Origin of the sequence: Actinoplanes sp. NPDC051411 (genome assembly GCF_040682075.1) — a bacterium.
Lineage (GTDB): Bacteria > Actinomycetota > Actinomycetes > Mycobacteriales > Micromonosporaceae > Actinoplanes.
On the sequence record NZ_JBFBAD010000025.1, the window covers coordinates 60,840 to 85,708 of the forward strand.

General features: G+C 72.0%; 22 protein-coding genes. 9 read left to right on the forward strand and 13 right to left on the reverse strand.

The features are described 5' to 3' along the window. Window positions 1–110 precede the first annotated feature (110 nt). The 3 genes from AB0M88_RS16255 to AB0M88_RS16265 are packed head-to-tail and all read left to right on the forward strand — an operon-like array spanning window position 111 to window position 3,474. Window positions 111–1,058 carry a hypothetical protein gene (locus AB0M88_RS16255; RefSeq protein ID WP_364101787.1) on the forward strand — a complete coding sequence of 316 codons (948 nt, stop codon included), beginning with the start codon at window positions 111–113 and terminating at the stop codon, window positions 1,056–1,058. Continuing rightward, window positions 1,055–1,549 carry a hypothetical protein gene (locus tag AB0M88_RS16260; RefSeq protein WP_364101789.1) on the forward strand — a complete coding sequence of 165 codons (495 nt, stop codon included), beginning with the start codon at window positions 1,055–1,057 and terminating at the stop codon, window positions 1,547–1,549. The genes AB0M88_RS16255 and AB0M88_RS16260 overlap by 4 nt, the downstream gene beginning before the upstream one ends. After that, the gene (locus AB0M88_RS16265) at window positions 1,546–3,474 is read left to right on the forward strand and encodes a DNA recombination protein RecN (protein WP_364101792.1); all 1,929 of its coding nucleotides are present in this window, start codon (window positions 1,546–1,548) and stop codon (window positions 3,472–3,474) included. The genes AB0M88_RS16260 and AB0M88_RS16265 overlap by 4 nt, the downstream gene beginning before the upstream one ends. 2 nt (window positions 3,475–3,476) lie before the next feature. Here AB0M88_RS16265 and AB0M88_RS16270 read toward each other — a convergent pair whose 3' ends face one another. Next, window positions 3,477–4,376, reverse strand: a complete 900-nt coding sequence (locus tag AB0M88_RS16270) for an ABC transporter substrate-binding protein (RefSeq protein WP_364101795.1) — start codon at window positions 4,374–4,376, stop codon at window positions 3,477–3,479. Next, entirely contained in the window at window positions 4,373–6,343 is a 1,971-nt protein-coding gene (locus AB0M88_RS16275; RefSeq protein WP_364101798.1) for a bifunctional diguanylate cyclase/phosphodiesterase, read from the reverse strand. Before AB0M88_RS16275 ends, AB0M88_RS16270 begins: the two co-directional genes overlap by 4 nt. A 293-nt stretch (window positions 6,344–6,636) precedes the next feature. On the opposite strand from AB0M88_RS16275, the gene AB0M88_RS16280 reads away from it, so the two are divergent. After that, window positions 6,637–7,773, forward strand: coding sequence for a PQQ-binding-like beta-propeller repeat protein (locus AB0M88_RS16280; protein WP_364101800.1), 1,137 nt, complete (start codon window positions 6,637–6,639; stop codon window positions 7,771–7,773). A 5-nt stretch (window positions 7,774–7,778) separates the two neighbouring features. After that, window positions 7,779–8,513, forward strand: coding sequence for a LamG-like jellyroll fold domain-containing protein (locus AB0M88_RS16285; RefSeq protein ID WP_364101803.1), 735 nt, complete (start codon window positions 7,779–7,781; stop codon window positions 8,511–8,513). On the opposite strand, the gene AB0M88_RS16290 is transcribed toward AB0M88_RS16285, so the two are convergent. From AB0M88_RS16290 to AB0M88_RS16325, 8 genes are all read right to left on the reverse strand, one after another. Further along, complete coding sequence (locus AB0M88_RS16290; RefSeq protein ID WP_364101805.1) at window positions 8,510–9,088, reverse strand: DUF1707 domain-containing protein; 579 nt, start codon at window positions 9,086–9,088, stop codon at window positions 8,510–8,512. The genes AB0M88_RS16285 and AB0M88_RS16290 overlap by 4 nt on opposite strands. An 83-nt stretch (window positions 9,089–9,171) precedes the next feature. Next, window positions 9,172–10,299 carry a hypothetical protein gene (locus tag AB0M88_RS16295; protein ID WP_364101808.1) on the reverse strand — a complete coding sequence of 376 codons (1,128 nt, stop codon included), beginning with the start codon at window positions 10,297–10,299 and terminating at the stop codon, window positions 9,172–9,174. Between the two features lie 102 nt (window positions 10,300–10,401). After that, window positions 10,402–12,918 carry a hypothetical protein gene (locus tag AB0M88_RS16300; RefSeq protein ID WP_364101811.1) on the reverse strand — a complete coding sequence of 839 codons (2,517 nt, stop codon included), beginning with the start codon at window positions 12,916–12,918 and terminating at the stop codon, window positions 10,402–10,404. Window positions 12,919–12,996: 78 nt separating this feature from the next. Beyond that, the gene (locus AB0M88_RS16305; protein ID WP_364101814.1) at window positions 12,997–13,593 is read right to left on the reverse strand and encodes an LUD domain-containing protein; all 597 of its coding nucleotides are present in this window, start codon (window positions 13,591–13,593) and stop codon (window positions 12,997–12,999) included. Further along, window positions 13,590–15,005: a LutB/LldF family L-lactate oxidation iron-sulfur protein gene (locus tag AB0M88_RS16310; RefSeq protein ID WP_364101817.1), complete on the reverse strand. Its 1,416-nt coding sequence runs from the start codon at window positions 15,003–15,005 to the stop codon at window positions 13,590–13,592. Before AB0M88_RS16310 ends, AB0M88_RS16305 begins: the two co-directional genes overlap by 4 nt. Next, window positions 15,002–15,730 carry a (Fe-S)-binding protein gene (locus tag AB0M88_RS16315; protein ID WP_364101820.1) on the reverse strand — a complete coding sequence of 243 codons (729 nt, stop codon included), beginning with the start codon at window positions 15,728–15,730 and terminating at the stop codon, window positions 15,002–15,004. The genes AB0M88_RS16310 and AB0M88_RS16315 overlap by 4 nt, the downstream gene beginning before the upstream one ends. 8 nt (window positions 15,731–15,738) lie before the next feature. Further along, a complete protein-coding gene (locus AB0M88_RS16320; protein ID WP_364101823.1) occupies window positions 15,739–17,142 on the reverse strand; it encodes a rhamnulokinase family protein in 1,404 nt (467 codons plus the stop codon). After that, window positions 17,139–19,163, reverse strand: coding sequence for a bifunctional aldolase/short-chain dehydrogenase (locus tag AB0M88_RS16325; RefSeq protein WP_364101826.1), 2,025 nt, complete (start codon window positions 19,161–19,163; stop codon window positions 17,139–17,141). The genes AB0M88_RS16320 and AB0M88_RS16325 overlap by 4 nt, the downstream gene beginning before the upstream one ends. A gap of 166 nt (window positions 19,164–19,329) precedes the next feature. Here AB0M88_RS16325 and AB0M88_RS16330 point away from each other — a divergent pair, with 166 nt between their 5' ends. After that, a complete protein-coding gene (locus tag AB0M88_RS16330; RefSeq protein WP_364101829.1) occupies window positions 19,330–19,980 on the forward strand; it encodes a histidine phosphatase family protein in 651 nt (216 codons plus the stop codon). 14 nt (window positions 19,981–19,994) lie between these two features. On the opposite strand, the gene AB0M88_RS16335 is transcribed toward AB0M88_RS16330, so the two are convergent. Continuing rightward, entirely contained in the window at window positions 19,995–20,552 is a 558-nt protein-coding gene (locus AB0M88_RS16335; RefSeq protein WP_364101831.1) for a TetR/AcrR family transcriptional regulator, read from the reverse strand. Window positions 20,553–20,650: 98 nt separating this feature from the next. Here AB0M88_RS16335 and AB0M88_RS16340 point away from each other — a divergent pair, with 98 nt between their 5' ends. Together AB0M88_RS16340 and AB0M88_RS16345 are read left to right on the forward strand one after the other, a co-directional pair. Then, entirely contained in the window at window positions 20,651–21,655 is a 1,005-nt protein-coding gene (locus AB0M88_RS16340) for an aldo/keto reductase (RefSeq protein WP_364101889.1), read from the forward strand. Further along, window positions 21,652–22,509 (forward strand): LLM class flavin-dependent oxidoreductase, encoded by an 858-nt coding sequence (locus tag AB0M88_RS16345; RefSeq protein WP_364101834.1) that lies wholly within the window; start codon window positions 21,652–21,654, stop codon window positions 22,507–22,509. Before AB0M88_RS16340 ends, AB0M88_RS16345 begins: the two co-directional genes overlap by 4 nt. 1 nt (window position 22,510) lies before the next feature. Here the strand turns inward: AB0M88_RS16345 and AB0M88_RS16350 are convergent, their stop codons facing one another. Then, the gene (locus AB0M88_RS16350) at window positions 22,511–22,882 is read right to left on the reverse strand and encodes a VOC family protein (RefSeq protein WP_364101837.1); all 372 of its coding nucleotides are present in this window, start codon (window positions 22,880–22,882) and stop codon (window positions 22,511–22,513) included. Window positions 22,883–23,497: 615 nt separating this feature from the next. On the opposite strand from AB0M88_RS16350, the gene AB0M88_RS16355 reads away from it, so the two are divergent. Continuing rightward, entirely contained in the window at window positions 23,498–23,632 is a 135-nt protein-coding gene (locus tag AB0M88_RS16355) for a hypothetical protein (RefSeq protein ID WP_364101840.1), read from the forward strand. Between the two features lie 92 nt (window positions 23,633–23,724). On the opposite strand, the gene AB0M88_RS16360 is transcribed toward AB0M88_RS16355, so the two are convergent. Next, window positions 23,725–24,720 (reverse strand): LacI family DNA-binding transcriptional regulator, encoded by a 996-nt coding sequence (locus AB0M88_RS16360; RefSeq protein WP_364101843.1) that lies wholly within the window; start codon window positions 24,718–24,720, stop codon window positions 23,725–23,727. Between the last annotated feature and the right edge of the window lie 149 nt (window positions 24,721–24,869).

Below are 24,869 nucleotides of genomic sequence, written 5' to 3' on the forward strand. Positions count from 1 at the left end.
GTCGAGAGAACTCTTCGCTTTCCGTAGTCGGATGATTGCCGATCGTCAAAAGGCCGCGCCATAGTGATCATCGGGGGTCGCCCATTCATTCATCGCAGCTGGGAGGGGTGATGACGGCTGCCACCGCGAGGCTCGCCGCGGGCGAGCCGCCGATCAACTTCGCGGCCCACCAGTTCCGGGCGGGCAACATGGCCGGGGCTCGGGACGACTTCGAGCAGATGCTGGCCATGCTCATCGCGGCCGTCTTCCCGGGTGCCCGGGCGATCGCCGCCCACCCCGGCGACTGGGGCATCGACGTCCTGCTGGGTGACCTCTCCGGGCTGGTCGTGATCTGGCAGTCCAAGTACTTCTGGCCGGTCGTGACCCGGTCGGCCCAGGCCCAGATCCGCGAGTCGTTCGAGTCGGCGCTGACGGCGGCCGAGCGCAACGGATATGCCATCCGGCAGTGGGTGCTCTGCGTGCCGTCGAGCATGGAACCGGCCACGGCGCAGTGGTGGGACCGCTGGCGGGCGCGGCGGCAGCGGGAGACCGGCGTGGTCATCGAGCTGTGGCACGAGACGGTGCTGCGGGGGCTGCTCGCCCGTCCGGACGCGGCCCACGTGCGGCGCCACTACTACGACCCGTTCGCACCGGCCGAACGGCCCCGGCCGCTGACCCAGGCGCCGGCCGGGAGCTTCGAGGACGCCCTGTTCGTCCGGCAGCTGCGGGCGGCCGGGCACGTCGAGGTCGAGTCGGCCAAGCACGAGTACTTCAACGCCGACCTGCTCGCCCGGGAGACCCTGGACAAGGGCGTCCAGGGCGAGATCGACGCGCTCGGCGAGGCCGACAGCATCGTGAACGGCATCTGGGAGGCCCGGTTCAACGCCGGCACCGGGACCCACCCGGGCGACCGGCTGCCCGGCCTGCACGCGGCGGTGATGGGCGAGATCCGGGAGTCCCGGGCGTTCCCGGCCGGGCTGCGGGCCGGCCCGGTGCACCACTGCGGGCTGATGCACCGCGTGGTGCAGGACCGGCGGGCGGGCTGGACCCGGCACTGGCGACGGGTGGCCGAGCAGTGAACGCCGACGACCTGGCGGTGTTCCGGGGCGCCCGGCTGCTCCTGCTGCTCTCGGTGGCGTACGAGGTAGCGGCCGAGGAGACGCCGGACGGGCTGGACGCGGAACGGCTCGGCATCTACGACTTCCTGGCCGCCCACCCGCTGCTGCTCGCCCGGGAACCGGACGACCCGGACCGGCTGACCCTGCGGCTCGCCGGGTTCGATGACCGGGCGCTGGCGTACGGAAGCGCCGGTCAGCGGTTAGCGACCGGCCTGACCCGGCTCAACCGCGACCTGGCCCTCTTGATCAAAGAGGGCCTGGTCGAGATGCGTGCGGACGGCCGGATCCGCTACCGGCTGACCCTTCAGGGCCACACCGCTGTCGAGCGGCTGAACGCGGGCTATGCGGAGGCTTACCGGTTGGCGGCACGTTTCGTCATCCGTCGATTGCGCCGCCTCTCCGGCCGTAGGCTGAGGGAGTCCTTGCACCAATGGACGAGGGACCTGCCATGAGCGGTGAGCGACAGGTGCACGGGATCCGGATCCGAAGGTTGCGGCTGCGCGCCGGCGACCGCGAATACGACGTCGACTTCCGGGAGTCCGACCCTCTGGCCACAACCCGAAGTGCTTCAAGAGGGCCCCGCCCCATGTCGGTGATCGCGGGCGAGTTCGGCACCGGCAAGACGACCATCCTCGAGTTCGTCGACTACTGCCTGGGCGCGTCCGACCACCCGCGGCACCCGGAGATCATGCCGAAGGTGCGGGCGGCCACCCTCGAGGTCGAGCTGTCCGGCACGCCGCACCTCATCGAGCGGGCGGTCGGCGAGCCGTCGACCTTCGCCTACGTGGGCGCGGGCCGGCTCGACGACCCGACGCCGGCCAGCCCGCAGAGGCGTCCGCTGCGGCCGGCCGGCAACCCCGGCAGCCTGTCCAGCCTGCTGCTCGCGCACTGCAAGCTCGAGGGCGTACGCCTGCACGACGAACTGGCGACCGACCCGCTCAGCTTCCGCGACCTGATGTGGCTGTGCTTCCTGACCAGCGACCGGCTCGACGACCGCAATCTGCTGTTCGAGAACGTGCCGATGAAGAACCTCAAGCTCCGCCAGGTCGTCGACGTCGTCTTCGACGTGCACGACGACCGGTCGGTCGAGCTCGGGCGGCGCATCCGCACCCTCGAGGCCGATCTGTCGGCGGCCCGGGACGCCTATCTGATGGCCCGGTCGATCGTCGACGAGCAGCGCCTCGGCGACCACGACGAGCTGGCCGAGCACGAGCGGGCGGCCAAGGCCGAGCTGGCCGAGTGCGCGCTGGCGCTCGCCGCGCTCGACGCCCGGGCCCGGGCGGGCACGACGTTCGCCGAGGGGCTGCGGTCCCGGCACCACGCGGCGGCCGCGGCGGCGCACAAGGCGGCCGAACTGCTGCGCGACCGCGAGACCCAGCTGGTGCGGATGACGTCGCTGCGGGCGACGTACGCCGAGGACGTCAGCAAGCTGGTGATGCTGACCGAGGCCGGCCGGCTGTTCCCGCCGATGCGGCTCGAGATCTGTCCGTCCTGCCTGACCCCGGTGCTGCCCGGCGACCGGCGCTGCGCGACCTGCCAGGCCGTCCTCGAACACCATCTGCCGGGCGCCGACCCGACCGCCGGAGTCGACGTGACCGGCGAACTGCGCGCGGCCCGGGCGCGGCTGGCCGAGCTGACCCGCTACCTCGACGACCTTCAGGCCGAGGTGCCCCGGCTGCGGGCGGCGGCCGAGCAGGCCCAGGAGGCGGAGACCCGGGCGGCGGCCGAGGTCGACACCGCGACCGCGCACGTCGTCAGCCCCTATCTGGCCGAGCGGGACAGCGTGGCCCGGCGGCGCGAGGCGGCGACGTCGGACCTGCAGCGGGCGGTCGACGGGCAACGGCTCACCGACAGCCTGCAGCGGCGGGCGGCCGCCCTGGAAGCGGGCCGGGGTCAGCTGGCCGGACTGCGCGAGGAACTGCGGGCGGCCCGGCGACTGGCGCCGGCCGGGCGGCGGGCCGAGGTGCTGCGGCGGGTCGGCGACCGCTACCGGGACCTGCTCGGCGAGTGGCGCTATCCGCGGCCGGGCGACGCCTTCGTACGGGAAGACCTGACCCCGTGCACCCGGGGTGAGCCCTACACCTCGGCGTCGCCGGGCGGCCGCACGCTGATCGCGCTGGCCTGGCAGCTGGCGATCTTCGAGACGGCGTGGGAGACGCGCTCCTCGCACCCGGGTTTCCTGCTGCTGGACAGCCCCCAGAAAAACCTGGGCCGCACCGAGGGCCCCGTGGTCGAGCGCGTCTACCGGCACCTGGAGCGCTGGCTGGCCGGGCCGGGCCAGGGCGCCCAGATCATTGTGGCCGACAACGCGCCCCCCAAGACCGCCGCGGCCGACGTCGTGACGCGCTTCTCCCGGCAGGCCGGGTTGATCGACTAGCTTCAGGGGGCAGTCCCGCTTCCGGCGTTGACCGAGGACGCCGCGAGACCGCCGCCGATGAGGTTCCAGCGCTGGAGCAGCTCGTTGTAGGCGCCCGAGCGGATCAGCCGGTCGAGGGCCTGCCGCAGCGCGTCCCGCAGCCCGCCGTCGGACTTGGCGAGGGCGATGCCGAACAGCCCCGGCTCGTACTGCACGGTCGACGACAGCTGGTAGTACGCCCGGGTCTTCACGTCGCCGGCCAGGTAGGCGGCCGGCGGGTAGTCGTTGAGAACCGCGACCGCCCGGCCCGTACGCAACTGCAGCAACGCATCGGCGTTGGTCTTGAACTCCTTGATGATCATCTTGGTGCCGCAGCCGTGTTGCGAACGGTGCAGCAGGTCGTCCTGGACCGTGCCCGCCTCGGTCGCGACGACCTGGCCGCAGAGATCCTTGAGGTCGGTGATCCCCTGCGGGTTGCCCCGCTGCACCACGATCGACGTGCCGGCCTGGAAGTAGTCGAGGAAGTCGGCCTTCTTCTCCCGCTCCGGGGTGTCGTTCATCGAGGACAGCACCCCGTCGTAGACGCCCTTGTTGACGTCGTCGAGGGCCGTGTCGAAGTTCCCGTGCACCATCTCGATCTTGATGCCGAGCACCGAGCCGAGCGAGCTGGCCAGATCGGGCTCGAAGCCGATGATCGTCTGACCGTCGGCCGCGAACTGCTCCATCGGGGCGTAACTGGCGTCGGTGACCAGCCGGATCTCGCCCCGGTCCCGCACCGAGGCCGGGAGCTTGGCGTGGAGACCCGAGTCGTACCGGACCCCGTCGGACGACGTCGAGGCGTCGTTGGTCGTGGCCGTCGCGCCGGCGCAGCCGCCGGCGGCGAGAGCGAGCGCCACGACGGCGGCGCCGAACATACGCTTCATCGAATGACCCCTTCCGCGACGTAAGTCCGTTGGATGTCCCTCCAGGCCACCGGCCGGGAGTAGAGGTAGCCCTGCGCCTTGTCACAGCCGGCCGTGGTCAGCCAGTCCGCCATCTCCGGCACCTCGACGCCCTCGGCGGTGACCTTGCTGCCCAGGCCGTGCGCCAACTCGATCACCGAGCGCACGATGGCCCGGCTCTCCGAGTCGGTGAGCAGGTCGGAGACGAACGCACGGTCGATCTTGATCTCGGCGATCGGCATGCCCCGCAACTGGGAGAGACTGGTGTAGCCCATGCCGAAGTCGTCGACCGAGATGCCGATGCCGCGTGCGGCCAGATCGCGTACGGCCTGAGCCGCGGTCTCCGCGTCGCCCGCCAACGCCGTCTCGGTGACCTCGAGCAGCATCAGCTCGGGCGGCAGGCCGTGCTCGGCGAGAAGGTCGGCCACGAAGCCGGCGAAGCCCGGCGTCTCCAGGTTGCGGGCCGAGATGTTGACCGACACCACCCAGGGCCGCCCCTCCGCGAGCCATCGGACCTGGTCCTCGGCCGCCCTCCGGAGCACCCAGGCGGTCAGCGGCTCGATCACGCCGGACAACTCGGCCGCGGGCAGGAACTCGGACGGCGGCAGCAGGCCACGCTCCGGATGCTGCCAGCGGACCAGCGCCTCGACGCCGTTGATCGCGCCGTCGGCCAGGTCCACCTTCGGCTGATAGACCAGGAACAACTCGTCGCGCTGCAGGGCGTGCCGCAACTCGGCCTGCACGACCAGCCACTGGGTCGGCGTCGCGACCCCGCCTCCGTCGTAGAGGACCACGTCGATGGCGCCCCGCTTGCTCTGGTACATCGCGGCGTCCGCCCGCTGGAGCAGTTCCTCGACGTCGGAGCCGTGCTCGGGATAGAGCGCGACGCCGAAACTCGCCTCGACGTTGAGCGGCACCCCCTCGATGACCGCCTCCCGGGTGAGCTCCTCGCGGAGCCGGTTCATCCGGGGCAGCACGTCGGCCGCCTCGAGACCGGGCATGATCAGCGCGAACTCGTCGCCGCCGAGCCGGGCCAGGGTGTCGCCCGAGCGCAGGCCGGGCAGCAACCGGTGGGCGACCACCTGCAGCAACTCGTCGCCGGCGTGGTGGCCGAGGGTGTCGTTGACCTCCTTGAACCGGTTCAGGTCGACCAGCACCACCGCGCCGCCGGTGCCGTCGCGCCGGCCGGCCGCCAGCGCGTGCGCGGCCCGGTTGCGGAACTCCTCCCGGTTGGGCAGGCCGGTCAGCCCGTCGTGCAGGGCCTCGTGCTCCTGCTGCGCGGCGTAGCGGCGCAGCGAACGGGTCGTCGACCAGGCGATCAGGCCGAGCACCAGGTAGATGCCGCCGAGCACCCCGCCGAGCCGCCAGTAGGTCTGCACGATCTCGCGGTGCAGCCGGGCCGCGATCGCCTGGTCCGGCAGATAGAGCTCGAGCACCCCGACCGACTCACCGGTCGCACTGGCCACCACCGGCTGGAGCGCCCGGATCGCCCGCCCACCCGGTGCGTCCGGGTAGTCGACGACGTCCACCGCGGTGTCGCCGGTCGAGGCGGCCCGGAACGCCGGATCGGCCGTCGAGATGCCGCCGGCCGTCGAGCCGTCGTCGGCGTACACGACCTGGCCGGCGAACGTACGTACGCGCATCCGGACCACCGAGCCGTGGAACAGCGCGAGGTCGGTCGCCTCCTGCAGGTGCCGGCGCTGGTCGGCGGTCAGGCCCTCGTCGAGCCGGCCGGCGTTGCCGAGCGCCGGGGCGACCGCCATCTCGGCGATCACCGCGGCCTGCGAGCGGCCCTGGTCGATGCCCTGCCGGGCCGCGTCCTGCTGGACGCCCCGGATCAGCACGGCGCCCAGCGCGGCGATCGGAACCAGGCCCGCGACGGCATAGGTCGCGAACAGGGAAGCGCTGGACCGCGCTCCCTGCCGCCGCTGTCGGTGTCGTCGCCACACGCCGGTCTTATCGGTGAGTGACGCGCGACATAAAGGAATCCGGCCACCGTAATGAACCCGTCGACATCCGCCTCGCAACCGCGAACGCCTCGTATCCGTCGGTCGGCCCGGCTCCGCGGGCGTCCCCCGCTCCAGTTCAACGTCAGCGCACGGTGCTGGTGGCGCGTCGTGAGCTGTTCTGAGTCGCCAGGCAGCCTATCCCGGGCGGTTGATCTCAGGGCGAGATGGTGCGGCCCGGTACCGCTTCGATCCGGGTGACGCATCCTGATCAGGGGGACGCGCGTTGACCCGGCGTGCGTATCTCCAAGCGTGTCCTGATCGGCGGCGCGGTCGCCGCCCTTGCCCTCGCCGGCACCGGCGTGGCCCGTGCTGCGGTGGTGAGCACAGCGGCCCACACGTCGCCGCAATTCAACGGCTCGGTCTACGCGATCGCCTACCACGGCGACACGGTCTACGTGGGCGGCTCGTTCACCAGCGCGGTGATCGACGGGCGACTGGTGCACCGGGACCGGCTGGCCGCCTTCGACACCCGCAGCGGTGACCTGCTCTCCTGGGCACCCGAGGCGAACAACACGGTCCGCGCGCTCGCCGTCTCCGGCGGCTCGCTCTACGCCGCGGGCGACTTCACCGAGATCGCCGGCCACCGCCGGAACCGCCTGGCCCAGATCAACGGCTCCACCGGAGCCGTCGGCTCGTTCTCCCACCGGGTCACCGGCATCCCGCAGGCCCTCGCGGTCGGCAACGGCAAGCTGTACGTCGGTGGCTCGCTCAGCCGGATCGACGCGTCCCCGCGGTCGCGCCTGGCCGCGTTCTCCCTCTACGACGGCGCGATCGACGGCCGGTGGACGCCCTCGACCGACGACACCGTGCACGCGCTCGCCTTCGCCGGCAACCGGGTCTACCTGGGCGGCAGCTTCCACCGTACGGACGGGGTCCGCTCGACCCTGCGCCTGTCGGCCGTGGACGCCTCCACCGGCGCGCTGATCTCCGGTTTCCGGCCGTCGCCGCCCGCGGTGGTGCACTCCATCGCGGTCGACTCCCGCGGCGTCTATGCCGCGATGGGCGGCCAGGGCGGGCGGGCCACCGCGTTCTCCACCGACGGCCGGGCGCGCTGGACCCGGGTGTTCGACGGCGACGTGCAGGGCATCGCGGTGCTCGACGGGACGGCGTACGTCGGCGGCCACTTCGACCACGCCTGCACCTTTGCGCGCAACGGCGCCCAGGGCACGTGCTCCGGGGGTTCGCAGTCGCGGATCAAGCTGGCGGCGGTCAACGGCGACGGGTCGCTCAACTCGTGGGCGCCGCAGGCCAACGGCATCGTCGGCGTCCGCACGATCGTGGTCGACCCGGTGCAGAAGACGGTCGCGGTCGGGGGCGACTTCACCACGATCGGCGGCAAGGCCCAGAAGCGTTACGCCTTCTTCGGCTGACCCCGGTGAAGCTTCGCATTCTGGCGCTGGTCCTGGTGACGCTCACGCTGGGCCCGTCGGCCCGGGCGTCGACGACCACGCTGGCCCGCAGGCCGGCGCTGCCGCGGGCGACGAGCGACACCGTCCGGTTCACCTTCGACGGCCGCAGCCCGCTGGCCGACGTCAGCGGGCACGGGCACGACCTGAGCCCGGTCAGCCGGCACGGCGGCGCGCTCGCCACGGCCGCGCACGGCGACGGGAGCGCCCTGGTGTTCCCGCCGCCGTGCCACGACGAGCCGTGCCCGCGGATCGCGTTGCGGGCCCCGACCGCGGCCGACCTCGACCCGGGCACCCGGCCGATCCGCTGGGGCGCGGCGGTGAAACTGGCCGCCGACCAGACGACCAAGGGCGAGAATGTGGTGCAGAAGGGCTATTCGGCCAGCGGCAGCCAGTACAAACTTCAGGTCGACGGGCTGGCCGGCGACCCGAGCTGCGTGATGGTCGACGACCAGCGACCAGAGATCCGCGTGGCCATGAGCAGCGCCGGCGTCGCCGACGGCCGGTGGCACACGCTGGAGTGCCGCCGCTCCGGCACCCGGCTGGTCGTGCTGGTCGACGGGGAGCAGCGCGGCTCGACGACGGTGCCGGCCGACCTGTCGGTGCATAACCGGATCCCGCTCAGTGTCGGCGGCAAGGGATCGTTCACCAACAACGACCAGTTCCAGGGCGAACTGGACGACATCTGGGTCGCGATCGGCTAGGGCCCGGCCTGATAGGGCGGGGGCAGGGCGTAGGGCTTGGAGTCGACCTCGATCGAGCTGAACCAGCCGGTCACCTCGATTCGGATCTCGGGCGTGCCCGGCACCCGCGGCACCGCGGCCAGCCGGATGTGCCGCGACGTGAAGTAGGTCGCGCCGATGAAGTCGACCTCCACGCCCTCCGGCACGATCACCTTGAGCTCGCCGAACGCGCAGACCCCGCTGATCTCGATGACACTCTGATCGGTCAGCACCGCCCGCAGGTCGATCTCGGTCGACCCGAAGATGTTGCGCAGCTTGAGCCGCCCCGTCCGCAGTTTCCACCGGCCGCGCCGCTTGTTGTCGCTGAACACCGTGACGATCCGGTCGACCGTGTGCGAGGACCCGACGATCGGCGTGGTCACCAGGCCGGCCGTCGCCTGTTCGAGGGCCGTGTCGTCCTCGGCCGCCCAGACGGCGCCGACCCGGGCACTGAACTCCTCGAGCGTCAGCCGCCCGTCGCCGCACGCCCGCTGCAACATCTCGGCCGCCCGCTCCCGCTCGACATCGGACGGCGGCCGGGGCACAGGACTGGTCACCCCCGCGACCCTAGTCCCTCACCGCCCACCTTTTCCGCCCCACGATTCCCGCCACGCGGCCTTCGACGGGCTCGACCAGCAATTCAGCGATCGTCGCCCGCACCGGCGAGGCGGGGTGGGGTCGCGGGTGCGGGCGCGTCCCGGCTCAGGCAGACGGCAGTGGCCAGGGCGCCGAATGCCGCGGCGGCGATCGTGCACGCCGGGATCAGCCACCGGGGCGGACCGTCCACGGAGGAGCCTTCCCGCACCACCGAGTGCAGGGTGAACACCGCGAAGCGGGTGTCATGGAAATGTATCGCCAGCACGACCGCCTGCCGGGCGATGGCGAACACCGGCGGCCCGGCCATGACCAGCGCCGCCCCGGTCAGCACCGACGCCGTCCGGCGGCGGCCCGTGGGCATTGATCGCAGGCGGTAGGCGAGCGCCGCGACCAGCAGCCATCCGGCCCCGAGTCCGAGGATGCCGCCGGCGATGGTCAGCGGCAGGTAGGCGGCGGCGCGCTGGGCGAACAGTGAGGCCGAGAGGCCGCTCGGATAGAACTGGCCGCCGTCGTAGTCGTAGAACACCGACCCGCGCAGGATCAGGCCGTCGTGGTCCGCCCGGAAGTCGGCCGCGGTGAACTCGGTCCCGGCGTCCGAGTTCTTCAGGTCCTCGTAGGCCGGTGGTATCACGGTGAACGAGGTGACCGTCCACCCGGCGGCAGTGATGCGGTCGCGCACCGCGGTGGCGATCCGGGCCGGGTCGGCCCCGGGGTGGCGGGTGGCCGGGGTAGCGAAAATCGAATACCGGTCGGCGTTGCCGGCCACGCTCATCCGGAAGGGTGGCAGGTTGCGGCTCGGGTCGGCGTCCGGCACGGCGGCGGTGAGCAGCCGCTGCACGGTGGCCTGCGACGGCAGCGAGGTGAAGGTGCGCTCGCCGGCCCAGCTGCCGCCGGCCGCGCCGAGGACCGCCGTCGCCGCCGCGACCAGCACGGCGGTGAGCAGCACCAGGGGCCGCTGGGGCAGGCGGAACCGCTGGCGCAGGCCGCTGGCGATCAGGTGCCAGGTCTCGCCGGCGGAGGGGCGGGAGCGACCGGGCTCGGCCATCTCCATCAGCGTGGTGACGATCTCGGTTCCGTGGTCGCGCCGGTAGCGGCCGGAGTGGGCCAGCAGGAGGCGCCGATAGTGCCGTTCGAGCCGCGGGTCGCCGGCGGGCCAGTCGGAGGTGGTCATGCGGCGCCTCCGAAAGGAGCGAGCCGCATCTCGCACGTGGGCTGCTGCACGCCGAGGACTCTACGTCAGCCGACATATATCGGCAACCGATCTATCAAGCCTTCAGAGATAGGCCGGGATCTTCAGCGTCGCGGTGTCGGTCGCGGTGCCGTCGGCGGTGTGGCCGGTGACGATCACGCGGTAGTTGTCGGCGCTCGGGGGGATGAACGTGATCTGGGCCGCCCCGTCCTCGTCGGCCAGCACCGTGCCCGCGGTGTCGACCGCGCCGTCGCTGTCGCCGACGACCTGGTAGTCGAAGGAGACGACGTTCGGCATGCCGGCGGCGAAGGTGACCGCGGTCGGTTTGCCGGGAACGCCGCGGCCCGGGTCGGCGACGATCCGGGGCATCGTGCCGACGTCGAAGTGGTATTCGGTGACCGGTGACAGCGAGCCGTCGCGGAAGCGCCGCTGCACCGCGAGCGTGTTCGGTCCGGTGTGGTCGGGGGTGAAGGCGACCGAGGTGATCGCCTCGTCGGCGTCGCGGGGCGTCGTCCGCACCGGGGTGTCGTCGACGTGCCAGAGGTAGCCGGTGGTCTCGTCGGTCAGGTCGCCTAGGAAGCCGAACGTGCCCGGCACGCCCATGCCGAGCGCCTCCCCGGAGGCCGGCCAGCTGGCCGTGACCTGCACCGCCGGGTCGGCGACGACGATCGGGTAGTCGGCCCGGTCGGAGGCCCGGCCGTCGGAGTCGACGCTGACCGCGGTGAGCACCCGCCAGCCGGGACGACCGGGGGTGAAGTCGGCGTCGGCGGTGCCGTCGGGCCGGGCCGCGACCGTCTGCTCGGGCACGCCGTCGCCGAACGAATAGCGGTAGGCGACGACACCCGGCCGGGCCGGGGCCAGGGTGACCGTGCCGATCCGCCCGGCGACGGCCGGGACGCCGAGGTCCGGCACCGGTTTGATCACCGGCGCCGAGGAGACGGGCAGGGTGAGCGTGCCGGCCGGGGTGAGGGTGCCGTCGGACCGCTTCACCCGGGCGCTGACGCTGGTCGCGCCGTTCGCCACCGGCACGGTGACCTCTGGGGCGAACCGCACCGGGTGCTCGGCGCCGCCGTCGACGCTGTAGCGGTATTCGCTGCCGTCGGGAAGGGCACTGGCGATCGTCACCAGGGTCGGGGCGCCGGGCACGGTGCGCCCGGAGCGAAGTGCCGGCCGCGGGTCGACGACGTCGAACGACCGCTCGCGCGAGCCGGAGAGTTCGCCGGTCGCGGTCACCGCCGAGACGGTCAGCGTGTAGGTGCCGCTGTGCCCGGGCGCCCAGGGCAGCTGCGCGGTGCCCTCCGGCCCGGCGTCGACGCGGCGGCGGCCGTCGCCGAAGTCGTATTCGTAAGCCACCACGCCGGTCACGGGCGAGCTCAGCGTGATGGTGCCGGCCACCCCGGCCACCAGGGCCGGAACCGAGACACCGGGTGCGTCGACGGCCGGCGGCGTGCAGGCGTACGCGACGTCCGGCCCCCGATTGCCGGCCGCGTCGACGGCGTTGACCGTGACCTCGTCCCCGCCCACCCGGATCTGGGCGTGGTCACCGCGCGCCTGCCCGCTGCTCCCCCGCGCCGACCAGTGGAAGGCGACCGTGTCGGGATCGCCGGCGCCGTCGACGACGAACACCCCGGTGCAGTCGGTCGTCCGGACGGTCGGCGGTGTGCGGGGCGCGGTGTTGTCGACGGTCAGGAAGCAGGGCGAACTCCACGGCGAGGCGTCGTCGCCGTCGCGTGCCTGCCCGGCCCAGGCGAGGACCGTCCCGTCCGGATAGCCGCTCAGGTCGGCCACCGCGGTCGGGTCGACACCGTAGCCGCCCCGGATCTGCGTGCGCCGGGCCGGATGGTCGACCGGCCAGATCGCGAACTGCACCGACCGCGGCTGCTCCCGGTCGGCATCGGTGACGTGCAGCGTGAGCGTGGTGCGGCCGCCCGCGGTGGGCATCTCCTGCGGCGTTCCACAGTCGCGCTCCGGGCCGCGCAGCCCGAGACCGCTCAAGGTCGGCGCGTGGTTGCCCCAGATCGTCAGCCGGAACGGCTGCATCATGCGGCCGGCCAGCGCCCGCGATTCGGCCCCGGCGGCGATCCGCGCCTCGAAACTGATCGTCTTGTCGCCGCGCGAGATCGCGGCGTCGACCTGGGCCAGCACGTCGACGCCCAGATAGGCCCCGGGGCAGAGCGCGCCCTTGCCGAAGTCGGCGTGCCCGACCAGTTCCACCTCGGCCGGTGGGCGGTTCCAGCTGATCGGCGACCCCGGGCCGGTGCGCCAGACCTCGACCGGCCCGGCCGTGCCGCAGTCGGTGACCGCGGTCTCGGTCGCCGAGAGCGTCGCCCGGTGCAGCACCTGTCCGCGGAAGGACGTCAGGTCGTAGGTGAAGTAGGCCCGGCGGGTGTGCTTGACGCCGTCGACCACGAAGGACCCGAGCGGGGTGTCACCGAGCGGATCGACCTGGGCTTTCCCCGGGTCGGCGGAGTCGGTGACGGTCCAGGTGACGGGGGTGCCGGGGCCGTAGTTCATCGCGTGGGCGGGCACCGCGACGAACGCGGCCACCAGGCCGAGCGTGACGGCGGCGGCGCACCGCAGGCCGCGCCCCGGACTCCCCATCTCGTCTCCCCGCCCCCAGGTCAGGGCTTCGGACTCTAACACCGTCGATGTCCGACACGCCCGGAAGAGATCAACGAGTCAACGGGCACCGGCGAAAACGACATGCAGGTTACGGGGGCCGTGAACGCCCTCGACCCGGTTGAGTTCGATGTCGCTGGTCGCCGACGGGCCGCTGATCCAGGTGAGCGGGCGGGTCGGGTCGAGGCGGGCGATCGCCTCGGGGACCGCGGCCACCACCTGGTCGGGGCGGATCACGCAGATGTGCAGGTCGGGCAGGAGCGAGATGATGCGGCGGCCCTGGTCGGGGGACGCGTCGAGGACGATCGTGCCGGTCTCGGCGATGCCGACCGCGGCCGCGGTGACCACGCCGTCGGCGGCGGCGATGCGGTCGGCCGGGAGGTTCTCGTCGACCAGCGTGACGGCCTCGGGCGGGAGCCAGGAACGGTCCAGGCCGGGCGGAATGATCAGCGTGCGCGTACCGGAAATGGTTTTGATCGTGTCGGCGACCGATGCTCCCTGATGGACCACCGCCTTGTAGTCGAGCAGCCGCTCGACGAAGAGGTCGAGGTCGGCCGGGTCGAACTCGCGGCGGTAGGCGCGCGGGATCTCGGGCACCGTCGGCTGGTCGCGCAGTGCCGCCCGGACCCGGCCGAGGATGACGTCTCTGGAGCTCATCGGCCTCGCCACCAATCGCGGAAGGTCTCGTCCGGCGGCGTCGGCAGGTCTCGGCTCGCCGTCCAGCCGTTCAAGGGCGGCGGCAGGCGCTTGCCGGCGTATTTCGCCAGCTTGGCCGCGTGCTGGGCGCGCTCGTAGAGGCGCGGGTGGTCCATTGTGTAGGCCGCCGCGCGCATCGCCGCCTTCTCGGTGCGCGGGTGGGGTGCCTCGTCGCGCAGGTGGACCAGGATCGACGGGATGTCGATCTTCACCGGGCAGGCGTCGAAGCAGGCGCCGCAGAGCGACGACGCGTAGGGCAGCGAGGCGTTGTCGTCGACGCCGGTGAGCTGGGGCGACAGCACCGCGCCGATCGGGCCGGGGTAGACCGAGCCGTAGGCGTGGCCGCCGGTGCGCTCGTAGACCGGGCAGACGTTGAGGCAGGCCGAGCAGCGGATGCAGTGCAGTGCCTGGCGTCCGATCTCGTCGGACAGCACCGCGCTGCGGCCGTTGTCGAGCAGCACCAGGTGGAAGTCCTGAGGACCGTCGCCCGGGGTCACGCCGTGCCACATCGAGGTGTACGGGTTCATGCGCTCGCCGGTCGACGCCCGGGGCAGCAACTGGAGGAAGACCTCGAGGTCGGACCACTGCGGCACGATCTTCTCGATGCCCATCACGGTGATCAGGGTGTCCGGCAGGGTCAGGCACATGCGGCCGTTGCCCTCCGACTCGACCACGGCCAGCGTGCCGGTCTCGGCGATCGCGAAGTTGGCGCCCGAGACGGCGACCCGGGCCGAGAGGAACGTCTCGCGCAGATAGCGCCGGGCGGCGGCCGCCAGCACCGGCGGGTCGTCGGTCAGCGCGGGATCGACGCCCGGCATCTCACGAAGGAAGATCTCGCGGATCTCGGCCCGGTTGCGGTGGATGGCCGGCACCAGGATGTGGCTCGGCTTGTCGTTGCCCAGCTGCACGATCAGCTCGGCCAGGTCGGTCTCGACCGGCTGGATGCCGGCCGCCTCGAGCGCCTCGTTGAGCCCGATCTCCTGGGTCGCCATCGACTTGACCTTGATGACCCGCTGCTCGCCGGTCTGTTTTACGAGCGACGTGACGATCTCGTTGGCCTCGACCGCGTCCGCCGCCCAGTGCACGACACCGCCGGCCGCCGTGACCCGCTCCTCCAGCTGTTCGAGCAGCTCGGGAAGGCGCGCCATGGTCTCGGTCTTCAGCGCCGACCCGGCATCCCGCAGCTCCTGCCAGTCCGGCAGCTCGGCGATCACCCGGCCCGACTTACCGCGGATCGTGGTCGTCGCGTGCTGCAGGTTGAGCCGCAGCTGGGAGTCGGCGAGCGCCTTGCGGGCGGCGGCCGGGAACGGCTCGTCGCCGCGCAGGTGGCCGACCCCGCGCGGGGCGGTGACGGGCATGCCGAGGAAAGTCATGAAGCCTCCGTCGACGCGAGGATCTCGGCCAGGTGGACCGTGCGGGTGCCGGTCCGCAGCCGGGAGAGGCCGCCACCGATGTGCATCAGGCAGGACACGTCGCCGGCCGTGCAGACGTCGGCGCCGGTGTCGAGCACGTGGCGCATCTTGTCGGCCAGCATCGCGGTCGAGGTGTCGGCGTTCTTGACCGAGAACGTGCCGCCGAAGCCGCAGCACTGTTCGGCCTCGGGCAGGTCGACCAGGGTCAGGCCGCGGACGTTGCGCAGCAGCCGCAGCGGCTTGTCGCCGACCCGGAGCAGCCGCAGCGAGTGGCAGGTCGGGTGGTAGGTGACGCGGTGCGGGTAGTAGGCGCCCACGTCGTCCACGCCGAGCACGTCGACCAGCAGCTCGGACAATTCGTAGGTGCGCGACGCGACCTCGGTGGCGCGCGCGGCGAGACCGGCGTCGCCGGCGGCCACCATCGCGTGCTGGTGGCGCACCGAGCCGACGCAGCTGCCGCTCGGGGCGACGATCACGTCGTACGGCTCGAAGGCCTTCACGTGCCTGCGCACCAGCGGCAAGGCCTCGCTCTGATAGCCGGTGTTGATGTGCATCTGCCCGCAGCACGTCTGGCTCTCGGGGAAGACGACCTCGTGACCGAGCCGCTCGAGCAGCTGGACGGTCGCCTTGGCCGCGGCCGGGAACATCGTGTCGGCCAGGCAGGTCACGAACAGGGCGATCCGCACCAAGCCTCCTAAGAACCGAGCCGCCTCTCGGCGGCCCTCCACTGACCCTCGTCGCCGGCCGGCGCATAGCGCACGACCGACTGGGTCTCGCGCAGCAGCGACCGCATCGCCGCGAGGTCACCCTCGACGACGCCGGCGGTCCGCGCCTGCACGAGAACATTACCCAGTGCGGTGGCCTCCACAGGCCCGGCGAGCACAGGTAATCCGCACGCATCGGCGGTCAGTTGGCAGAGCAGCTCGTTGCGCGCTCCCCCGCCCACGATGTGCACCGCGTCAACCTCGCGGCCGGCCAGCTCCTGGGCCTGGCGCACCGCACGCCGGTGGGCGAGCGCCAGGCTGTCGAGGATGCAGCGGGTCAGCACGGCCGGGCTTTCCATCGGCGCGCCGCCCGCCGCGCCGGCCGCGCGGACCACCCGCCCGGTCATGTCTCCCGGGGGCAGGAAGACCGGATCGTCGAGGTCGACCAGGTGGGCCAGCGGAGGCGAAAGGGCGGCGGAGCGCAGCAGGTCGTCGATCGGCGGCGACCCCCACTCCCGCATCGCCTCCTGCAGCGGCCACAACCCCATCACGTTGCGCAGGAACCGGATCGTGCCGTCGACCCCGCCCTCGTTGGTGAAGTTGGCGGCTCTCGACTCCGGCGTCAGGACCGGGCCGGGCAGTTCGAGGCCGACCAGGGACCAGGTGCCGCAGGAGATGTAGGCGAACCGGTCCGACGAAGCCGGCACTCCGACCACGGCCGACGCGGTGTCGTGCGAGCCGACGGCCACGACCGGGGTGCCCTCGAAGGAGCCGATCGGCGACCCCGGCTGGCGGATCGCGGGCAGCAGCGACGGCCGGATGCCGAGTTCGGTCACCAACGGCGAAGACCAGTTTCGGGTACGCACATCCAACAGCTCAGTAGTCGACGCGTTGGTGTATTCCGCCCCGACCTCCCCGGTCAGCCAGTACGCGAGCAGGTCGGGGATGAGCAGCATCTGCCGGGCGGCCTCGTACTGCGGGGTGGTCATCGCCGCGACCAGCTGATAGGCGGTGTTGAAGGGCAGCTTCTGCAGACCGGTGATCTCGTAGAGCTTGTCGTCACCGATCCGACCGGCCACCCGCTCGGGCACGCCGTCGGTGCGCCCGTCGCGATAGTGGACCGGGTTGCCCAGCAACGCCCCCGACGCGTCGAGCAGGCCGTAGTCGACCGCCCACGAGTCGATGCCGATCGAGTCGACCGGGCCGGCCTCGGCCAGGCCGGCCAGCACGCCGCGGTAGAGCGCGAGGATGTCCCAGTGCAGGGTGCCGCCGGCCCGCACCGGCTCGTTGGCGAACCGGTGCGCGGCGGTCAGGTCCAGAGTGGACGGGCCGACCCGGCCGACCATGACGCGCCCACTGGACGCGCCGAGGTCGACCGCGGCGAATTTGTTCATCGCAGGAAAGCGGCTGCCACGCCGGCGTCCACCGGGATGTGCAGGCCGGTCGTGTGGGTCAGGTCGCCGCCGGTCAGCACGAAGACCGCGTTGGCCACGTGCTCGGGCAGCACCTCGCGCTTGAGCAGGGTGCGCTGGGCGTAGTACTCGCCGAGCTTCTCCTCGGGCACGCCGTAGACCGCGGCCCGCTTCGCGCCCCAGCCACCGGCGAAGATGCCGGAGCCGCGGACCACACCGTCCGGGTTGATGCCGTTGACCCGGACGCCGTACGCCCCCAGCTCGGCCGCGAGCAGGCGCACCTGGTGGGCCTGGTCGGCCTTGGTGGCGCCGTAGGCGACGTTGTTCGGGCCCGCGAACAGCGAGTTCTTGCTGGAGATGTAGACGATGTCGCCGCCCATGCCCTGGGCGATCAGGATGCGGGCGGCCTCCCGCGAGACCAGGAACGAGCCCTTGGCCATCACGTCGTGCTGCAGGTCCCAGTCGGCCTCGGTGGTCTCGATCAGCGGCTTGGAGATCGACAGGCCGGCGTTGTTGACGACCAGGTCGACCCCGCCGAACGCCAGCACCGCGTCCCGCAACGACTCGGCGATCGCGTCGGCGCTGGTCACGTCGGCCGTCGTCGCGATGGCGACGTCGGTGCCGCCGATCTCGGCCGCGACCTCGCGCGCGGCGTCGCCGTCCCGGTCGGCGACGATCACGCAGGCGCCTTCGGCGGCCAGCCGCAGGGCGATGGCGCGGCCGATGCCGCTTCCGGCTCCGGTGACGTACGCGATGCGGGTCGCCAACGGCTTCGGCTTCGGCATGCGCTGAAGCTTCGCCTCTTCCAGGGCCCAGTATTCGATGCGGAACTTCTCCGACTCGTCGATCGGCGCGTAACGGGACACCGACTCGGCGCCGCGCATCACGTTGATCGCGTTGACGTAGAACTCGCCGGCCACCCGGGCGGTCTGCTTGTTGGCCCCGAACGAGAACATGCCCACGCCGGGCACCAGCACGATCGCCGGGTCGGCCCCGCGCATGGCCGGGCTGTCGGGGGTCGCATGCCGCTCGTAGTAGGCGCGGTAGTCGTCGCGGTAGGCGGCGTGCAGCTCCTTGACCCGGGCGACGACCTCGTCGAGCGGGGCGTCCGGCGCGGTGTCGACGACCAGCGGCTTCACCTTGGTGCGCAGGAAGTGGTCGGGGCAGGACGTGCCGAGCGCGGCCAGTTCGGCCAGGCGCTCGCTGTTGACGAAGTCGAGCACGACCTCGGCGTCGGTGAAGTGGCCGACCTGGGGACGGTCGGTCGAGGCGAGGCCGCGGAGCACGGGGAAGAGGGCGGCGGCGCGCTCCCGGCGTACGGGAAGGGTCTGGTGAATCGCCGGGCCGAAGGGCGCCGGACGGCCGTGCGATGCCAGATAGGCCGCGGCGGTTTCGATGATCTCGCGCGAGTTGGCCTCGCTCTCGGCGCTGGTCGCGCCCCAGGCGGTGATGCCGTGCCCGCCCAGGATCACGCCGATGGCCTGCGGGTTGGCCCTCTGCACGGCGGCGATGTCGAGGCCGAGCTGGAAGCCGGGGCGGCGCCAGGGCACCCAGAGCACCCGGTCGCCGAAGATCTCCTTGGTCAGCGCCGGACCGTCGGCCGCGGTCGCGATCGCGATGCCCGAGTCGGGGTGCAGGTGATCGACGTGGGCGACCTCGACCAGGCCGTGCATGGCGGTGTCGATGCTCGGCGCGGCGCCACCTCGCCCGTGCAGGCAGAAGTCGAACGCGGCGACCATCTCGTCCTCGCGGTCGACGCCCGGGTAGACACCGGTGAGCGCCCGGAGGCGGTCGAGGCGGAGGACGGCCAGGCCCTTCTCGGTAAGGGTGCCCAGGTCGCCGCCCGAGCCCTTGACCCAGAGCAGCTCGACCGGCTCGCCGGTGACCGGATCGGTGGCGCTGCCCTTGGCGCTCGTGTTGCCGCCGGCGTAGTTGGTGTTGCGCGGATCGGCGCCGAGCCGGTTGCTGCGCTCGATCAGGTCGCGCACCGCGGGATTGGTCATCGTGGCCTTCCCTTATGAAACGTTTCACAGAATGCCGCCAGATTACGGGCTGGCCGTCACCCCGGTCAAGACACCGGGCCGGCCGGAAACGTTGCCGGCTCGTGACGGTCAGTCCACATCGGACCCTGTTTTCGAGACTCGGTAACCGAAGGTTCATCATGGTCCGATGCACCCCGAGGCACCGATACGCCTCATCCTGATCCGGCCGGGCACCTCGGCACCACCGGCCTCCGGCACGCCGCCGGGCGGGCCGCTGGGTGCATCTCTGGGCGGACTCACCCCGGCCGGCCGCGCGCAGGCCCGGGCGTGCGGACGATGGTTGCGCTCGGTAGCGGTGCCGTTATTCACAGCCGGTGGCTTCTCGGTGGTCAGCTCGCCCGCCCGGCAGGCCCAGGAGACCGCGGAACTGCTCGGGCTGGGGCCGTGGAAGCCCAGTGCCGATCTGTCCCGGCCCCCGGCCCGCGGACCGTCCTTCGCGGCCGGGGCCTACCCGTCGTCCGCGGCGGCCGCCGACCTGCCCCGGTGGACGCCGGCCGACCTGCGGGAACGGGTCGCCGCCTGGCTGGCCGGGCCGGAGGTGGCGGGCGCTTCGGTGGCCGCCGTCGTCGCGGTGTGCCCGCTCGACGTGCTGCTGGCCGTGCGGAGCGTGCTCGAGTCCGACTCGCCCTGGCGGCCCGGCCACTGCGACGTGCTGGCCTATTCGCGGCTGTCCCCGGACGGCGAGGTGGTCGACCGCTACCGCTGGCGGGTGTGGGTGTCGCAGCCGTGGTCGGCCCCGCCCGGCTGGAACGAGAAGCTCTGGCAGCCGATAGACTGAACGCTGTTCCGCTTCTAGGGAGCCCGCAGCCCGGCGACCAGAATCTCGACCATCCGCCGGGCGTCGTAGCGCGGGCTCGCCCCCGCCCCGATGCACAGATTGCCGACCGCGAACATCAGCTCGAAGCCGTCGATATCCGCCCGGATCTCGCCGGCCGAAGCCGCCGCCTCCAGCAACGACGCACACACCGGCACCAGCCGGTCGAGAAAATACGCGTGCAGCTTGTGGAACGCCGCCTCGTCCGACTGCAGCGCCTCGGCCAGCCCATGCTTCGTGACCAGGAAATCCACGAACAGGTTGATCCAGCGACCCAGGGCGACATGCGGCGACGAGGACGCCGCCAGCAGCGTCGGGCCGGCTTCGGCGCACGCCTCGACCTGGTGTTGATAGACCGCGACGATCAGGTCGGCCCGGGTCGGGAAATGCCGGTAGATCGTGCCGAGTCCCACGCCGGCCCGGGCGGCGATGTCGCGTACCGGCGCGTCGACCCCGTTGGCGACGAACGCGGCGGCCGCCGCGTCCAGCAGCGTCTGCTTGTTGCGTTCCGCGTCGGCCCTCTTCCGCGGCGTCATTCCGCTCCCTCGACTTGGCAAACGGAACCCGGTTCCGTATGTTTGATTGCGGAACCTCGTTCCGCTTCATGGAGCCAAGCATGCCAGAGGAGCCCACGATGCAATACCGCACCCTCGGCCGGACCGGAGTCCAGGTCAGCACCCTCGTCCTCGGCGCGATGAACTTCGGCCGCCTCGGCGGCACGAGCCAGGACGACGTCGACACCCTGGTCGGCAGCGCCCTCGACGCCGGCATCAACCTGATCGACACCGCCGACATGTACGGCCAGGGCGAGTCGGAAGAGATGGTCGGCAAGGCGATCGCCGGCCGCCGCGACGACATCGTCCTCGCCACCAAGGCGACCATGCCGATCGGCGACAACCGCAACCACCAGGGCGGATCCCGCCGCTGGCTGGTCACCGCCCTCGACGACAGCCTGCGCCGCCTCAAGGTCGACCACGTCGACCTCTACCAGATGCACCGCTGGGACCCGCGAACCAGCGACGACGAGACACTGAGTGCGCTGACCGACCTGCAGCGCGCCGGCAAGATCCGCTACTTCGGCTCGTCGACCTTCCCGGCCTATCGGATCGTGCAGGCCCAATGGGCCGCCCGCGCAAGCCGCTACGTCACCGAGCAGCCCAGCTATTCCATCCTGCAGCGCGGGGTGGAGGCCCACGTCCTGCCGGTCACCCAGGAATACGGCCTGGGCGTGCTGGTCTGGAGCCCCCTGGCCGGCGGGTGGCTCTCCGGGGCGATCCGCGCCGGCCAGGCGCCCAGCACCAACCGGGCCGAGGTCATGCCCGACCGCTTCGACCCGGCGAAAAACCAGGCCCGCCTCGACGCCGTCGAACAGCTGACGAAGGTCGCCGACCAGGCCGGCCTCACGCTGAGCCAGCTCGCACTCGGCTTCGTCACCGCCCACCCGGCCGTAACCAGCGCGATCATCGGCCCCCGCACCCTGGACCACCTCGGCACCCAACTGGCCGCCGCCGACACCGTGCTCACCGGCGACGTGCTCGACGCCATCGAGGCGATCGTGCCGCCCGGCCGCGACCTGGCCCCGGACGAGAAGCACGACACCCCGCCCGCCCTCCTTGACCCCGCCCTTCGCCGGCGATGACCAGCTTCGGCATAGCGACCGCCCAGATGCAGGTCGGCTACGAGGACATCCAGCGGGTCTGGCACGAGGCCGACACGATCGCGGAAATCGAGCACGCCTGGCTCTTCGACCACCTGCTGCCGATCGGCGGCGACCCGGACGGCCCGGTCCTCGAAGGCTGGACCCTGCTCGCCGCCCTCGCCGCCCAGACCCACCGCCTGCGACTCGGCCTGCTGGTGACCAGCAACCGCTTCCGCCCGCCGGCGATGCTCGCCAAAATCGCGACCACGGTCGACGTCGTCTCCGGGGGCCGCCTCGCCTTCGGCATCGGCGTCGGATCACGGCCCGGGCATCCCCTCGCGCTGAGAGAATATGCCGCCCACGGCCTTCCCTTCCGGGAGACCGCGTACGCCGTGGGCAGCCTCGCCGAAGCCTGCACCGTGATCAAGCGGCTGTGGACCGAGCCCGAGCCGTTCGACTTCAACGGCACGTACGTGCAGCTCACCGGCGCCTTCGGCAACCCGAAACCGGCGTCGAGCCCGCCGTTCCTGATCGCCGGCCGCTCCTCCGCCGTACTCCGCATCGCCGCCGAGCACGCCGACATCTGGAACATCCCGGGCGGCGACCCGGCCGACTGCGCGAGCCGCAGCGCCCTGCTCGACCGCTACTGCACCGAACTCGGCCGCGACCCGGCCACACTCGTCCGCTCAATCCACCTGGCCGTCGACTACGCCCACCCGGACCGCACCCGCCAAGCCATCGGCGAAGCGATCGACGCCGGCTTCGGCCACGTCGTGCTCGGCCTGCCACTCCCCTATCCGGCGGGGGTCGCCCGATGGGCGGCCGACGAGCTGATCGGCCCGTTCAGCAGTTAGTTCAGCCGTTGGGGCGGGCGGCGATCGCCTGGAGCGACCACTTGTTGCCGTCCGGGTCACGGAAGTAGACGAAGTTGCCCCACGGCTGCGAGTCGACCTCGCCCGCCTCGACCCCGGCGGCCAGCAGCTGCTCCCGGGCGGCCGACGCGTCGGCCACGACGACCTGGATCTCCTGCGTGCCCGGCGTCTTGTCGGTGATTCCCTCGCCGATGACGATCGAGCACGCGGATCCGGGCGGCGTCAACTGCACGAACCGCAGCCCGGGCTGCACCTGGTGGTCGTGGTCGGCGTTGAAGCCGACGCTCACGTAGAAGGCCTTGGCCCGGTCGACGTCGCTGACCGGCACCGGGATGAGCTCGATCTTCCAGTCCATGGCCCCACCCTACGATGGCGCCGCGCTGCGAAACCTCCGATGATTACGCACCGATCGCGGTTGTCCATCCCACCGGCGAATTTTCGACGCCTGGCTCTGGGTGTCATGGGTGGTGGCGCGCGACCATGGACATGAACGTGGCCGCCGCCGACGACACCGCCTCAGCGACGCCTGATCCGGGGCCGGCGCGCTGTTCCTCTATTTGTCGCTGAGCAAGAGCCGGGCCGGCCTCGGTCGCGCCCGGCACCAGCTCCGCACGACCCTTCCACGTGATCCGGCGGCCCGGCGACGGCACGGGCCACGTGGCCCACCTGACCCCGGCCCGCACGGGCGCCAACCTCGCCATGACCCGGCACAGCTTCCGCCGACTCAGCCCGTGCCAGCCCCACCGGCGTCGGCCCAACCCGAGCCAGCCCAGCCGACGTCGGCCCAACCCGAGCCAGCCCAGCCGACGTCGGCCCAACCCGAGCCGGCCCAGCCGGTGCTGGTTCGGCCCGTGCCGCCGGGACCGCCGGGAGATCTCCCCCGCCGGGGGCGCGGCGAGCCACCCAGCTGGACCACGGAGGTCTCCGACCTGCCGGCCGACCGGTGGGTTCGCTGCTGCGCCGTCCCGGCGTGGACGGTCTGCTGATGTTGCACGACACGCTGACCAGCTCCGAACCCCACGAGATCGCCGCCCTCGCGGCCGGTGCGCACGGCATCAGCCGGACGTGCGGCGCCGTTCTCGGGCAGGGCCGTTCGGCGAGGTGACGATCTGGTCGGTGAGCTGGCTCCGCTGGCCGTGATCGGGGACAAGGCGCCTCAACGGCTGGCCATCGACGCGGTCGGCAACCGGCTCCAGGTCAGCGGCGGGACGAGGCGCGGGCGACCAGCTCGGGCGTGAATGACAGCTGCTGGTGCTGGTGGTCGGGGTTGGTCGCCTCGTCGAGGACCAACTGCGCTGCGGCCCGGCCGAGCTCTTGACGCGGTTGGCGTACGGAAGTGAGCGGAACCGCCGCCGCCGCCGCGAATTCGATGTCGTCGAAGCCGACGATCGCCAGGTCGTCGGGGATGTGCCGGCCCGAGCCGATGCTCTGCTGCAGCAGGCCGAGGGCCAGCAGGTCGTTGGCGCAGAAGGCGGCGGTCGGGCGGCGGCGGGCGGGGAGGCCGGCCAGGCGTTCGCCGGCCGACCGGCCCTCGGCCACCGTCATCGCCTCGGTCGGCAGATAGACGAAGTCTTCCGGGGAGCGCCCGAGCTCGTCCCAGATCTGCCGGGCGCCCTCGAGGCGCTCCCGGACCTGGCCGAGCGATTCGGGGCCGCCGATGACCGCGACCCGCTCGTGGCCCTGCTCGGCCAGGTGCTCGATCGCGATGCGGCCGCCCAGGACGTCGTCGACGGAGACCGAGCAGCAGTCGGAGCCGACCCGCACCCGGTCGACGATGACCAGCGGGACGCCTCGGCGCGACAGCTCGTCGAGGTGCGGGGCCTCGGGGTTGACCGGGGTGATCAGGATGCCTTGGACCCGCTGCTGGAGCAGGCGGTCGAGGTGGACCTCTTCGCGCTCGGGGCGGCTGTTGCTGTTGCAGATGAACAGTGACAGGTCGGCGTCTTCGGCCGCGTATTCGATGCCCTGGGCCACATCGTGGAAGAACGGGTTGCTGCCGTCGAGCATCACGTAGGCCAGGGTGCGGCTGGTGCCGGCGCGGAGTTGGCGGGCCGATTCGTTGCGGACGAAGCCCAGGTCGGCCATGGCGCGTTCGACCCGCTCGCGGGTGCGGGCGCTGACCACCTCGGGCCGGTTCATGACGTTGGAGACCGTGCCCAGGGAAACTCCGGCCGCCGCGGCCACGTCCTTCACCGAAGGTGTCCTGCCTTGCAGCACGCTGAACCCCCTGGTTTGAAACGTTGAAGCAGCATCCTACGGCATCCGCCGGCCACATTTCCGCGGCGTTACCATTCCGCGCTTGACACGTGTGATCGGGGCCACCTACGTTCTCCCTACGCGCT